The organism is Actinomyces procaprae, assembly GCF_004798665.1.
Classification (GTDB): Bacteria; Actinomycetota; Actinomycetes; order Actinomycetales; family Actinomycetaceae; genus Actinomyces; species Actinomyces procaprae.
This window is the reverse complement of sequence record NZ_CP039292.1, coordinates 540,692-553,617: the sequence shown is the minus strand read 5'-3', so window position 1 is coordinate 553,617 and position 12,926 is coordinate 540,692. Positions and strand designations below refer to the sequence as shown.

The following is a 12,926-nucleotide window of genomic DNA, read 5'->3' as shown; positions in this document are numbered from 1 at the left end:
TTCCAGCGCCGACGTCTGCTCGATCCCGCCGCGGCGAAACACTGTTCGAGGAATCGACCCCGACCCACATATAGCCGGAAAACCAACGCAAACTGAGAGCGCCTCGCATTCCCGCCTCGCACCAAGGAGTTCTCAATGGCTGACTCCCAGCTCGCCTCCACGATTCTGGAGAAGGTCGGTGGCCAGGACAACGTCTCCAGCCTCGGCCACTGCGCCACCCGCCTGCGCTTCGTTCTCAAGGACGAGTCCCTGGCGGACACCGCCGCCCTGAAAACCACCAAGGGGGTGATCGACGTCGTCGCCAAGGGCGGCCAGTACCAGGTGGTCATCGGCCCCGGCGTCGCCGACGTCTACCAGGACATCAACTCCCAGGCGTCCTTCGCGACCGCACCCGCCGACGGGGCGGGCCCGCAGGAGGACAAGAACCTGCTGGCGCGTGCCCTGGACATGATCGCCGGGTCCTTCTTCCCCATCATTCCGGCCATCGTGGGCGGGGGCATGCTCAAGGCCATCGCCGCCATCCTGCTGGCCGCCCACCTGCTCGACGCCGAGTCGATGAGCTACCAGTTCCTCACCTTCATGGGGGATGCCGCCTTCTACTTCCTGCCGGTGCTGATCGGGGTGTCGGCCGCCCACAAGTTCCAGGTCAACCCGTATGTCTCCGCCGCCCTGGGGGCCATGCTCATCCACCCGACCTTCGTGTCCCTGGCCGGTGCCGCCCAAGACGGGGGTCCGTCCCTGAGCCTGTTCGGCCTGCCCGTGCAGGCCGGCACCTACTCCTCCTCGGTCATCCCCATCTTCCTGATGGTCTGGCTCCAGTCCTACGTGGAGCCGCTGGCCAAGCGGATCATGCCCAGTGCCGTCCACATGGTCTCCACGCCGCTGATCACCTCGCTGGTGGTGGGCGTGACCGGATTCGTGGTCTTGGCGCCGCTGGGCAACTGGGCCGGGCAGGGACTGGCCGCCGGCGTGAACGCGATCTCCGGGGTGGCGCCCTGGCTCGTGCCCACGCTCATGGGCGCGCTCACTCCGCTGCTGGTCATGGTGGGCATGCACTACGCGATCATTCCCATCGGCATCAACCTGCTGGCCACCACCCACCGCGACCCCTTCGTCGGCCCCGGCATGCTCGTGTCCAACGTCGCCCAGGGCGGCGCCGCCCTGGGGGTGGCCCTGCGCGCCAAGGACGTCAACACCCGCTCCGTGGCCGCCTCCACCGGGTTCACCGCCGTCCTGGGCATCACCGAGCCGGCCCTGTACGGCATCAACCTGCGCTTCAAGCGGCCGCTGATCGCCGCCATGATCGGCGGCGGCGTGGGCGGCCTGGTCGTGGGCGTCATGGGTGTGGGCCGCTTCGCCCAGGTGGCCCCCGGCCTGCTCGCCCTGCCCTCCTACATCAACCCCGAGGAGCCCGGCAACCTGTCCGTTCTCATCTGGGCGATCGTCGCCGTCGTCATCGCCTTCCTGACCGCCTTCGTCATCTCCCTGGCCTGGGGCATCGACGAGCAGGCCGACGCCGCCAACGTCGAAGGTGCTGCGGCGCCCGCTAACGGCGCAGACGACCTGGGCAACCAGAAGGACGTGACCATCGTCGACGAGGAGATTCACGCGCCCCTGGACGGGGAGGCGATCGCACTGGCGGAGGTGTCCGACCCGGTGTTCTCCGGGGGCGCGCTCGGCGAGGGCATCGCCATCGTCCCCGCCTCCGGGCGCCTGGTGGCCCCCGCCGACGGCACCGTCACGGTCATGTTCCCCACCGGCCACGCCGTCGGCATGACCACGGCTGCGGGCGCCGAGCTGCTCATGCACATCGGCTTCGACACCGTCTCCCTGGACGGGGAGCACTTCACCACCCACGTGGCGCAGGGCGCCGCGGTCAAGCGCGGGGACCTGCTCGTGGAGTTCGACGTGGAGGCCATCAAGGCCGCCGGCTACGAGGTGACCACGCCCGTCGTCGTCACCAACACCGCCCAGTACTCCTCGGTGCGCCCGGCCGCCTCCGGGCCGGTCGCGGCCGGCGACGACGTGCTCGTCCTGACCACCTGAGCCCGTCCGGCGCACCCGCCCAGTCCCGCAAATGCGGGTCCGAAACCGACCATCCGCACCGACCACTCAACCAGCACTCAACCAGCACCCAACCAGCACTTGACCAGCACTGAAAGGAACCAGACCATGGGATTCCCCGCTGACTTCCTGTGGGGCGGCGCCACCGCCGCCAACCAGATCGAGGGCGCCTGGGACGCCGACGGCAAGGGACCGTCCACCGCCGACGTACTGACCGCGGGCGTGCGCGGCGTGAAGCAGCGCCGCATCACCGACGGCGTCGAGCCCGGCGAGTTCTACCCCAGCCACACCGCCATCGACCACTTCCACCGCTACGCCGAGGACATCGCCCTGTTTGCGGAGATGGGCTTCAACGTCTACCGCTTCTCCATCGCCTGGTCGCGCATCTTCCCGAGCGGGGACGAGACCGAGCCCAACGAGGCGGGCCTGGCCTTCTACGACCGGATCCTGGACGAGCTGGAGAAGTACCGCATCACCCCGCTGGTCACCATCAGTCACTTCGAGAACCCGCTGGGGCTGCAACGCTACGGCTCCTGGGAGAACCGGAAGGTGGTGGACTTCTACGTCCGCTACGCCCGCACCCTGCTGGAGCGCTACCGGGGGCGGATACGCCACTGGCTCACCTTCAACGAGATCAATGTGATGTCCACCAACCCGTGGAACGCCGGCGGCATCGACTCCGAGGATGAGGCGGTGCGCATGCGGGCCGCCTACCACCAGTTCCTGGCCAGCGCGCGCACGGTGCGCCTGGCCCACGAGATCGACCCCGACAACCAGGTGGGCATGATGTTCTGCGGGCACTTCGCCTACCCCGCCAGCCCGGATCCGGCCGATGTCATCGGCACCATGGAGTTCATGCAGAAGATGCTGTTCTACTGCGATGTGCAGTGCCGCGGCGCCTACCCGCGCTACAAGCTGCGCGAGCTGGAGCGGGAGGGCATCGAGCTGCCGGTGCGCGACGGCGACGCGGAGGTCCTGCGTGCGGGCACCGTGGACTTCATCTCCTACTCCTACTACATGACGCATGTGACCGGGCAGAAGACCCAGGGGATCCTGCGGGGCCTGAACGGCCTGGACACCGGCTACACCAACCCCCACATCGAGCGCTCCGACTGGGGCTGGGGCATCGACCCGATGGGACTGCGCTACTCCCTGAACCTCCTGTACGACCGCTACCAGCTGCCGGTGATGGTGGTGGAGAACGGGCTCGGCGCCGTGGACGCCCTGGAGGCCGACGGCACCGTCCACGACCCCTACCGCATAGACTACCTGCGCCGGCACCTGCGGGAGATGCGCAAGGCGATCGACATCGACGGCGTGCCGGTGATGGGCTACACCTCCTGGGGGCCGATCGACCTGGTAGCCGCCTCCACCGGGGAGATGTCCAAGCGCTACGGCTTCATCTACGTGGACGTCGACGACGCCGGGCAGGGCACCTTCAAGCGGTACCGCAAGGACTCCTTCGACTGGTACCGGCGGGTGATCGCCTCCAACGGCGCCTGGCTCGGGGATGAGGGGGCCGACGACGCGGCTGCGGAGGCGGCCGACACGGAGGACGCGGAGGAGGCGGGCGATGAGTGAGGGCGCCGCTGTAGGCGATGGTCGGGATCGCGCGGGTGGCGGCCGCGCGCACGCCACCGGGGCCGGCGCCGCCGTCGACGACTCCGTGGCCCGCACCGTGCTGCCCAGCCGGAGCATCCGCGCGGTGGCCATGGACAGCGAGTACTGCTCCATGGGGCGATGGATCTCCGTGATCGCCGGTGCGGCCACCGGCATGCAGCTGGTGGAGGACCGGGAGCTGTGCACCCTGGCGGGCGGGGACTGGCTGACGCCGGAGTACCTGGCCCGCCTGGACCGGGTGCTGTCCGACGCCGCGGCCGCCGAGGCCGCAGCCGGCACGCATTCGGTTGCAGCGCCCGCCGCGTCCCACGGGGCTTCCACGGTCGCCGGGGCCACGATCTCCCCGGAGCTCCCGGACGGCCGCCCACTCGCCGAGGTACAGGCGGCGCTGTCCCGGGCGATCCGGGCCGCGGCCGACGCCGGGCCCTGCATCATCCACGGACGTGCGGCGACGGCGCTCCTGGCGGGACGCGACGACGTGCTGCGGGTGATGGTCTACAGCAGCGACCGGGAGGCGCTGCGACCGCGGGCCGAGTACGACCCGCACTTCCCGCAGCTGGTGGGGGCCACGGCCACCGAACTCGACCGCCACATCGCCGCTCAGGACCGCGCCCGCGCCGCCTACCACCACGCCGTCTCCCCCACCGGCTGGGGCGACCTGCGCGGCTATGACCTCGCCCTGAACAGCGGGGTGCTGTCGCGGGAGAAATGCGCCGAGGTACTCATCGAGGCCATCGCCCCGGTGCGGCTCGACGCCGAGGCGGCGGCCGCCCGAGTCGCCGAGTTCACCCGTACCTGGGCCCGATCGTGACCGAGGCCCTGTACGCCGTCGTCGTCCTGGCCGCCACCACCGCGGGAGCGGTGGCCGGCCTGGGCGGCGGCGTCATCATCAAGCCCCTGCTCGACCTCATGGGCGTGCACGGGGCCGCCTCCATCGGCGTGTACTCGGCGGTGGCGGTATTCGCCATGTGCCTGGTCTCGATCGCGGCCCAGCTGCGGGCGGGCTTCCGCTTCGAGGCGCGCCTGGTCATATCGGTGTCGGCGGGGTCCATGGCCGGCGGCTGGATCGGCGAACGGCTGTTCAACCTGGCCGCGGACTCGCTGGGCGAGGGACGGATCAAGGCGGTCCAGGCGGGCCTGCTGGGCGTCACCCTGCTGGGCATCCTCGCCTACACGCTGGCGGCGCAGCGCCTGCCGCACTGGCGGCTGCGCAATGCGGCGGCGGTGGCCGCGGTCGGGGTGTTCCTGGGGGCGATCTCGGTGTTCCTCGGGATCGGCGGCGGGCCGTTGAACATCGCCCTGCTGACACTGCTGTTCTCCTTCGAGATGAAGGAGGCGACCGTCTACTCGCTGGCGACGATCTTCTTCTCCCAGATCACCAAGCTGGCCGCGGTGGCCATCAGTGGCGTGCCCGCCGACTTCACGTTCCGGGCCCTGCCGGTGGTGGTGGCTGCGGCCGTCGTCGGCGGGCTGGTGGGCACACGGATCAACCGCCGCTGCTCAAACGCCGCGGTGCGCCGCTTCTACATTGTGCTCATGGCGGCGCTACTAGCCGTCTCCGCCCGCAACCTGACCGCCGGACTGACCGCCTAGCCCTCTCTCGTCGAGGTCGTTCGCTATAACCATTGAGGTCGGTCGATATGGCAGTGGCGCGCCCTCAATGGTTGGTGGCTGAGCGCGCCATGCCGATTCCGACCTGTGCCCCTTACCGCTGCCGGTATAGCTAGGAGGAGGCTTCGTTAGTCCTCCGGGTTTGAAGTGTTGTTGGGAGTGCGCTTGCCGGAGGCATCTGCGTCGCGCCGACTGGGTTCGGCCTTCGACACCTCCTTCTAAACGCCCCGGTGCTTCCGCGGTCCGCAGTCAACCAGCTGCTGCAGCAGTTCTGCTATCACGGGGGGCTATACGAGGTCGTCGTTGCTCATAGTCGGCCGTTTCTACTACGCCACTTCGGCGTTGGGTACGCCGGTTAGCGGTCGGTTGTGTACCTGTCAGGCGTTCAACCGACCGCTGACCGGCGTAGTAGACGGCGAATCGGCGTAGTAAGCCATCCCGCTCGCCTTGCCGCGCCTCCGGGCCGACCCACCGACGCTCCCGTCGCCTCCGCCCCGGCTGCGGCGCACAGCCCCAGCGCGAACCCGTCCACGCCCACTCCCAGTGAACGCCCCGCGTGCTGTCCAGATTCGGCACGAACACCACCGGTGCGTCTTATGGTGGCTGGAGGAATGGTGTAATTCCAACGATCTGCGAAACGAGCACCGCCCTCGCCGACTCGTTTATGCCGGATTTGGACACTTCTCCATCCGGGAGGTACCCGGAACCGACGGCGCCGAGGTCGGCTTCGAGTGGTTCGGCGGGGACGACGAGGACGTCATGGTCTGTGCCTTCCGCGGCAGCAGCATTGGTGAGCGTTTCCACCGCCACGGGTTCTTCTTCCTCAATTACGCCTACCAGGGCGATTACCGGGCGCTCAGCCACCGGCCCGGGAACCTGGTGACCGTCCACGGGGGCCAGATGTACGCCGGGCAGCCCTTCAACGGCTACGCGCTGCGCTTCCAGCGCGGGAGACCAGTGCACCACTGTGGGCGTGCTGGTGCGCGCCCAGGCCTTCTACCGGGACTTCCTCCCACCGGTCATGGCCGACGCCGAGCTATTGGACCTCTATCTGGGTCTGCGCGACGACACCTTCAGTGACGCCTTCCGGCACGTCACCATCCCCGCCTCCTCCCCCGTGCACGGGCTGCTGGAGATCATGATGGTGGAATACGCCAACTGCCGCGGCGACTCCCAGCAGGTGCTCAAGCCGCTGGCACTGGCGCTGGTGGAGCTCGTGGCCCGGGAATGGCGGGCAGAGCACGTCCGACACGCAATCCCGGGACCTGGGCAGGGCAAGCTTGCGGGTGCTGGCCGACCGCCTGGGCTACCACCCCAACTACCTGAGCACGCTGATTCGTAAGGAGACCGGCAAGAACTTCTCCCAACTGGTCCTCCAGTTGCGCGTGGAACGAGCCGCCCTGCTGGTGGAGCGGACCACGTTGCCGGTGGAGGAGATCACCCGGACCGTGGGCTACTCCAGCACGAGCAACTTCTACCGGGCCTACCAGGGCTATTTCGGGCATTCCCCCGGAGTCAATGAGCGAGCTCGACAGGCTCGAGGTCGGCCTGGAGTACCACGTGTGGCTGGGCGGCAACGTCACCGTGCTGCCGGGCGTGACCATCGACAGCAGCGTCGTCGTGGCCGCAGGCGCCGTCGTCACCAAGGACGTGCCCGGCGGGAGCGTCGTCGCCGGGGTATACCCGCCAGGGTCGTGCGCGCACTCGACGGCGACTGAGGCCACCCTCAACCGCATATCACCAATACTGCGCCGGTGCACATTGTGCCCGGGAACCGCGGCTCGGTAGACTATGCCGCCATCCAACCGCCCGAACAATTGGTGGAAGACCTCTGTGAAGACCGTACGCACACTCATGCGCAGCCTGCGTGAGTACCGCAAGCCGTCGCTGCAGGCGCCGCTGTTCATGGTGGGCGAGGCCGGGCTCGAGTGCATCCTGCCCCTGATGATGGCCGAGCTCATCGACACACTCACCGGCAGCTCCATGGGCCCCATCCTGCGCATAGGCCTGGCACTCGTGGTCATGGCGCTCATCTCGCTCGCCTGCGGCGTCATGTCCGGCGTGCGCGCCGCCACAGCCGCCGCCGGCCTCGCCCGCAACCTGCGCCAGGACCTGTTCTACCGGGTGCAGGACTTCTCCTTCGCGGACATCGACCACTTCTCGACGTCGTCGCTGGTGACCCGCATGACCACCGACGTCACCAACGTACAGAACGCCTACCAGATGATCATCCGCGTGGCCGTGCGCGTGCCGCTGATGGTGGTCTTCTCCATCATCATGACGCTCACGATCAACGCGCGCCTGGCGCTGATCTTCATCATCATGCTGCCGCTGCTCGGAGGCGCACTTATCGGCCTGGCCGCCTACGTGTTCCCAATCTTCCGGCGGATCTTCAAGAAGTACGACGCCCTGAACAACTCCGTGCAGGAGAACGTCTCCGCCATCCGGGTGGTCAAGTCCTTCGTCACCGAGGAGCACGAGAAGACGAAGTTCCGCGCCGCCTCCCAACAGGTCCGCAAGGACTTCACCTACGCCGAGAAGATCCTCGCCCTCAACGGCCCGATCATGGTCTTCTTCATTTACGTGGCACTGATGCTGGTCAACTACCTGGGCGCGCGCGTGGTTGTGGCCAGCGGCGCGACCGAGCTGACCACAGGCGAGTTCTCCTCCCTGATGACCTACGGCGTGCAGATCCTCGCCTCCATGATGATGCTCGCGTTCATCTTCGTTATGGTGTCGATGTCGGTGGAGTCCGCCAACCGCATCGCCGAGGTCATCGAGCACCGTCCCAGCCTCACCTCTCCCGCCGACGGACGCACCTCGGTTCCCGACGGCGAGGTCCGCTTCGAGGGCGTCTCCTTCCGCTACTCCGACGACGCCGAGTCCGACGTCCTGCACGGCATCGACCTGACGATCCCGTCGGGATCCACCCTCGGAATCGTGGGCGGAACCGGCTCGGCCAAGACCACCCTCATCCAGCTCATCTCCCGCCTGTATGACACCACCTCCGGCCGGGTGACCGTGGGTGGCGTGGATGTGCGCGACTACGACCTGGAGACCCTGCGCGACGCCGTCGCCGTCGTCCTGCAGAAGAACGTCCTGTTCGCCGGCACCATCAAGGAGAACCTGCGCTGGGGCGACCCCGACGCCACCGACGCCGAGCTCATCCACGCCTGCGAGCTCGCCCAGGCCGACGAGTTCGTCCGCCAGTTCCCCGACGGCTACGACACTCGCATCGAGCAGGGAGGCACCAACGTCTCCGGCGGCCAGAAGCAGCGGCTGTGCATCGCCCGCGCCCTGCTGAAGAAGCCGCAGATCCTGATCCTGGACGACTCCACCTCCGCCGTCGACACGCGCACCGACGCACTCATCCGCCGCGCCTTCGCCGAGCAGATCCCGGACACCACCAAGATCATCATCGCCCAGCGCCTGAGTTCAGTGGAGCATGCCGACCAGATCATCGTGCTCGACGACGGCCACATCCTGGAGCGCGGCACGCACGCCGAGCTCATGGCGGCCGGCGGGGAGTACCAGCAGATCTACGCCTCGCAGAACCGCACCAGTCAGGAACAGGAGGTGGCCTGACCATGGCGCCCAACCGCAAGCACCAGCCCGAGGAGCGCCCCGGCTCCGGTGAGGCGACCGCCGTCGTCGGCACCTCCCCAGCCGAAGCCGACCGGTCCGCGCCGAGCCGGAACGAGCAGCCCGACCCGCACGACCTGCCGCATATCGAGCACCCGGCACGCCGCCTGCTCGCCTACGTATTCCACTACTACCCGTGGCAACTGATCATCGTCGCCGTCAGCATCGTGATCGCCTCGGTGGCCTCCACCATCGCCTCGATCTTCATGCAGCGGGTGGTCGACGAGGTGATCACCCCCGGCCTGAGCATGGGGCTGGACGCCGTCATGCCGACGCTTGTGCGGATCATCACCGCCATGGGGGTGGTTTACGCACTCGGTGTGATCACCAGCTTCCTGTACTCGCGGATCATGGCGGTGGTAACGCAGGGCTCGCTCAAGCACATGCGTGACGACATGTTCGACCGCATGCAGTCCCTGCCGATCAAGTACTTCGACACCCACGCGCACGGCGCGATCATGTCGACCTACACCAATGACACCGACGCCGTGCGCCAGCTGATCGGTCAGTCGGTGCCGACCCTGATCCAGTCCGGTCTGACACTGGGCGCCATGCTGGCGATGATGCTCTACTACAGCCTGTGGCTGACGATCCTGGTGCTGGCGGTGGCAGCGATCATGGTCGGCGCCACCCGCAACCTCGGCGGGAAGTCATCGCGCTACATGGTTGCCCAGCAGCAGTCGCTGGCCACCGAGGAGGGCTTCATCGAGGAGATCATGGGCGGGCAGAAGGTGGTCCAGGTCTTCAACCACGAGGAGGCCGCGAAGGCCGACTTCGACGCCCTTAACCGGCAGCTGTTCTCCGACTCGGAGAAGGCCAACCAGTACGGCAATATCCTCGGGCCCGTCATGGGTAATCTTGGCAACCTGCTGTATGTGCTGGTCGCCATGGTGGGTGGTCTGCTCATTCAGTTGCAGGTCACCAACATCGGCTTCGCCGGCATGGGCACGATCACCGTCGGCATCATCGTCTCCTACCTGACGATGGTGCGGCAGCTGTCCCAGACCATCAACCAGGCCTCCCAGCAGGTCGCGCTGATCGCCATGGGCCTGGCGGGTGCCGGCCGCGTCTTCGCCCTGATCGACGAGCAGCCCGAGCAGGACGGCGGTTATGTGGGTCTGGTCGACGCCGTCGAGACGCCCGACGGCGGTGTTCAGCCCGCCGATCACAAGACCGACGTGTGGGCCTGGCGTCACCCCCACCAGGCGGACGGCACGGTCACCTACACGCGGCTGCGCGGTGAGATCGTCATGAAGCACGTCGACTTCTCTTACGACGGCGTCAAGGAGGTTCTCCACGACGTCTCCCTGTGGGCCGAGCCCGGGCAGAAGATCGCCTTTGTGGGCGCCACCGGCGCCGGGAAGACCACGGTCACCAACCTGATCAACCGCTTCTACGACATCGACGACGGCAAGATCCGCTACGACGGCATCAACATCAACAAGATCGCCAAGGCGGACCTGCGCCGCTCACTGGGCGTGGTGCTGCAGGACGTGCGCCTGTTCACCGGCACGGTCATGGACAACATCCGTTACGGGCGCCTGGACGCCACCGATGAGGAGTGCATCGCGGCGGCGAAGCTGGCGAATGCCGACGGTTTCATCCGCCGTCTGCCGCACGGGTATCAGACGGTGATCTCGGGCGACAGCTCGAGCCTGTCCCAGGGGCAGGCGCAGCTGCTGTCGATCGCGCGCGCCGCCGTCGCCGACCCGCCGGTGATGATCCTGGACGAGGCGACCAGCTCCATCGACACCCGCACCGAGGCACTGGTGCAGGCCGGCATGGACAACCTGATGCGGGGCCGGACGGTGTTCGTGATCGCCCACCGGCTGTCCACGGTGCGCAACTCGGACGCGATCATGGTGCTGGACCACGGTCGCATCATCGAGCGCGGCAGCCACGACCAGCTGATCGAGCAGCGCGGTACCTACTACCAGCTCTACACCGGCGCCTTCGAGCTGGAGTGATCCCGCTTCCCCGCCGCCGAGGTCGGTAGATCTTACGTACCGAGGTCGGTAGATATGGTTACGGGGATGAGCCATATCGACCAAAACCGGCGCTTTCGGTTTGTGGGTGTGGTGATGGCGCCGGGCTGGGTGTCTGCTGCGCCGGTTGGACGTTAACAACGCTACTTAACCGTCTGTTGTACACCTCAGTGCCCTTCAGCAGACCGTCAAGTAGCGTTGTTAACCCCGAAGTGGCGTTGCAGATGATCCCATCGACGACCGTCCTGCCTGCAGCGGGGTCGTCCTCGTCGGCCCGACGATTACCTCATCGCCCCAACCACTAACCCACACCGCGCAACCCAAGCTGGAACCACCACCCCCTCGAACCGGAAGAGCCCGTTTTCACCGCCCCAATTGCCAGAGCAGCCGCCCTTTTCAACCGACGTTGGTACGGTAACAACTACCGACCTCGGCACGTAACACCTACCGACCTCGGCACGTAAGATCTACCGACCTCGGTACGTAAGATCTACCGATCTCGGCGAGAGGGGCGGGGCCGGTCCGTCCCGTCACAGGCTCTCGAGGATGCTCTTCCCGAGAGCCAGGTGGCGGTCGAGCTGCTCGTCGGCGTCGTTGAGGTAGAAGGCGTGGCCCTCATACTCGGAGATGAAGGCGCCCTGGAAGCCGCCGTCGGCCAGTATGGACAGTGCCTTCTCATACGGGATCGTCGGCTCGAAGACCTTGCCATCCGCGTCGAGTTCCAGGTGGTAGAACTTGCCGTGCACGTACTTCACATACGGCACCATCGCGGCGAAGGAGTCGAGCTCCGCCGGCGCGAAGGACAGGTAGCCGAACCATTCGGAGATGGCGACCTTCTCCCCCTCGCCGCCGCCCATGTTCTTGGCGACGTGCTCCTGCATCTCCTCCTCGGTCATGCCGTTGTGGCGGTTGGCAATGATCCAGTCGAGGGTCTCCCGCTTGGCGCCCAGGCCCACGTAGCGGTTGATGGCGATCTCGGTGGGCCGCTCAATGAACATGCCGAAGTCGGGCACCAGTCCGAAGCACCCGAGCTGATTCTTCTCGATCGTCTCCATGAAGCCGCGGGTGGTGGCGTCGGCCGGGGTGTGCGGGGCGTGGATCTCGAAGCCGATCTGCACGCCGTAGCGCTCGGCCAGGTCGTTGACGGCGGGGGCGAGCTCCGGCTCGAAGCCGGTGGCGCGCAGATACTTCGCGCCGAGACTGCGGGCGGTCATGATGTCCAGGCGGATGTCGGAGAGGATGTCCTCCCGGCTCATCCGGTAGCCCGTGATGCGCCCCAGGTCCACGTAACCGCCGTAGGAGAAGACCTCCACGCCGTGCTTGGCGCCGGCGGCCAGCACTGCGTCGATCTCCTCGGGCCGCGGGGTGGGGTACTGCTGGAAGGTCTGGGCACCGACCAGCTCCACCTTGCTGACGCCCTTGGCGGCGACATGCTCGAAGATCGTGTTGATGCTCCAGTCGTCGTTCTCAATGAACTCCTGGGTGTAGCTGTAGCAGGAAATGCCCTGTTCAATGCCGTTGATCGTTGCCATGGTGGTCTTGCTCCTCAGTTCTCAGAGTTCTCGGCGACGGCGAGGGTGGCGGATGCGGAGGCGTCGAACATTCCGTAGACGCCGGGGGCGAACTGCATGTAGACGACGCGCGCCTCGCACACGAAGTCGACGTGGTGCGGCCCGGCCGCCAGCGGCTCGCCGGTCACGTGCAGGCGGATCGGGGTCTTGACGCCCCAGTACTCGGTGAATGCCAGCGGCACCTGCTTCAGGCGCAGGAACTTACCGTTGATCTCCACCAGGATGCGGTCGTCGTCGACCCGCTCGCCGTCGACGCTCAGTTCCATCCGCTCGACGGCGGAGATCGGGGTGCCGCGGTAGTAGTTGAGGCCGACGTCGAGGACGTAGCCGTCGGAGTCGTTGGCGAGCCGGCGCAGCACCTGCTCGTCGAAGCCGAGCTTCATGAATTTGGTGGGCATGGGTGATTCCTTCGGTTGGTTCGAGTTTGGTAGCT

The 12,926-nt window shown here is 67.1% G+C and carries 11 protein-coding genes and 1 pseudogene; 9 read left to right on the top strand and 3 right to left on the bottom strand.

Annotated elements, in window-relative coordinates; translation table 11 throughout:
- Positions 1-135: 135 nt before the first annotated feature.
- The 4 genes from E4J16_RS02155 (at position 136) to E4J16_RS02140 (ending at position 5,277) form a co-directional block, all read left to right on the top strand.
- Complete coding sequence (locus tag E4J16_RS02155) at positions 136-2,046, top strand: beta-glucoside-specific PTS transporter subunit IIABC (RefSeq protein WP_136194146.1); 1,911 nt, start codon at positions 136-138, stop codon at positions 2,044-2,046.
- Between the two features lie 126 nt (positions 2,047-2,172).
- Complete coding sequence (locus E4J16_RS02150; protein WP_136194147.1) at positions 2,173-3,645, top strand: glycoside hydrolase family 1 protein; 1,473 nt, start codon at positions 2,173-2,175, stop codon at positions 3,643-3,645.
- Positions 3,638-4,495, top strand: a complete 858-nt coding sequence (locus E4J16_RS02145; protein ID WP_168709441.1) for a cytidylate kinase-like family protein — start codon at positions 3,638-3,640, stop codon at positions 4,493-4,495. The genes E4J16_RS02150 and E4J16_RS02145 overlap by 8 nt, the downstream gene beginning before the upstream one ends.
- The gene (locus E4J16_RS02140) at positions 4,492-5,277 is read left to right on the top strand and encodes a sulfite exporter TauE/SafE family protein (protein WP_136313123.1); all 786 of its coding nucleotides are present in this window, start codon (positions 4,492-4,494) and stop codon (positions 5,275-5,277) included. The genes E4J16_RS02145 and E4J16_RS02140 overlap by 4 nt, the downstream gene beginning before the upstream one ends.
- Before the next feature lie 612 nt (positions 5,278-5,889).
- Here E4J16_RS02140 and E4J16_RS02135 read toward each other — a convergent pair.
- Complete coding sequence (locus E4J16_RS02135) at positions 5,890-6,159, bottom strand: hypothetical protein (RefSeq protein WP_136194150.1); 270 nt, start codon at positions 6,157-6,159, stop codon at positions 5,890-5,892.
- A gap of 109 nt (positions 6,160-6,268) precedes the next feature.
- Between E4J16_RS02135 and E4J16_RS02130 the strand changes: the two genes are divergently transcribed.
- The 5 genes and pseudogenes from E4J16_RS02130 (at position 6,269) to E4J16_RS02110 (ending at position 10,904) form a co-directional block, all read left to right on the top strand.
- Positions 6,269-6,637: a hypothetical protein gene (locus tag E4J16_RS02130; RefSeq protein ID WP_136194151.1), complete on the top strand. Its 369-nt coding sequence runs from the start codon at positions 6,269-6,271 to the stop codon at positions 6,635-6,637.
- Positions 6,582-6,749, top strand: a pseudogene (locus E4J16_RS16155) (helix-turn-helix domain-containing protein); the annotation flags it as partial. The gene E4J16_RS02130 and the pseudogene E4J16_RS16155, both read left to right, overlap by 56 nt.
- 64 nt (positions 6,750-6,813) lie before the next feature.
- Positions 6,814-7,083: an LbetaH domain-containing protein gene (locus E4J16_RS02120; protein WP_168708184.1), complete on the top strand. Its 270-nt coding sequence runs from the start codon at positions 6,814-6,816 to the stop codon at positions 7,081-7,083.
- A 45-nt stretch (positions 7,084-7,128) separates the two neighbouring features.
- The gene (locus tag E4J16_RS02115; protein WP_136313122.1) at positions 7,129-8,880 is read left to right on the top strand and encodes an ABC transporter ATP-binding protein; all 1,752 of its coding nucleotides are present in this window, start codon (positions 7,129-7,131) and stop codon (positions 8,878-8,880) included.
- A 2-nt stretch (positions 8,881-8,882) separates the two neighbouring features.
- A complete protein-coding gene (locus E4J16_RS02110) occupies positions 8,883-10,904 on the top strand; it encodes an ABC transporter ATP-binding protein (protein WP_136313121.1) in 2,022 nt (673 codons plus the stop codon).
- 548 nt (positions 10,905-11,452) lie between these two features.
- Here the strand turns inward: E4J16_RS02110 and E4J16_RS02105 are convergent.
- Both E4J16_RS02105 and E4J16_RS02100 read right to left on the bottom strand, forming a co-directional pair.
- Positions 11,453-12,454 carry a TIM barrel protein gene (locus E4J16_RS02105; protein WP_136313120.1) on the bottom strand — a complete coding sequence of 334 codons (1,002 nt, stop codon included), beginning with the start codon at positions 12,452-12,454 and terminating at the stop codon, positions 11,453-11,455.
- 14 nt (positions 12,455-12,468) lie between these two features.
- Positions 12,469-12,891, bottom strand: coding sequence for a C-glycoside deglycosidase beta subunit domain-containing protein (locus tag E4J16_RS02100; protein ID WP_136313119.1), 423 nt, complete (start codon positions 12,889-12,891; stop codon positions 12,469-12,471).
- Positions 12,892-12,926 lie beyond the last annotated feature (35 nt).

Excerpts from the sequence above, each read along its gene's own strand:
- E4J16_RS02100 (WP_136313119.1), bottom strand. The coding sequence starts at position 12,891 with ATGCCCACCAAATTCATGAAGCTCGGCTTCGACGAGCAGGTGCTGCGC.
- E4J16_RS02110 (WP_136313121.1), top strand. The coding sequence starts at position 8,883 with ATGGCGCCCAACCGCAAGCACCAGCCCGAGGAGCGCCCCGGCTCCGGT.
- E4J16_RS02150 (WP_136194147.1), top strand. The coding sequence starts at position 2,173 with ATGGGATTCCCCGCTGACTTCCTGTGGGGCGGCGCCACCGCCGCCAAC.
- E4J16_RS02105 (WP_136313120.1), bottom strand. The coding sequence starts at position 12,454 with ATGGCAACGATCAACGGCATTGAACAGGGCATTTCCTGCTACAGCTAC.
- E4J16_RS02120 (WP_168708184.1), top strand. The coding sequence starts at position 6,814 with ATGAGCGAGCTCGACAGGCTCGAGGTCGGCCTGGAGTACCACGTGTGG.
- E4J16_RS02145 (WP_168709441.1), top strand. The coding sequence starts at position 3,638 with ATGAGTGAGGGCGCCGCTGTAGGCGATGGTCGGGATCGCGCGGGTGGC.
- E4J16_RS02155 (WP_136194146.1), top strand. The coding sequence starts at position 136 with ATGGCTGACTCCCAGCTCGCCTCCACGATTCTGGAGAAGGTCGGTGGC.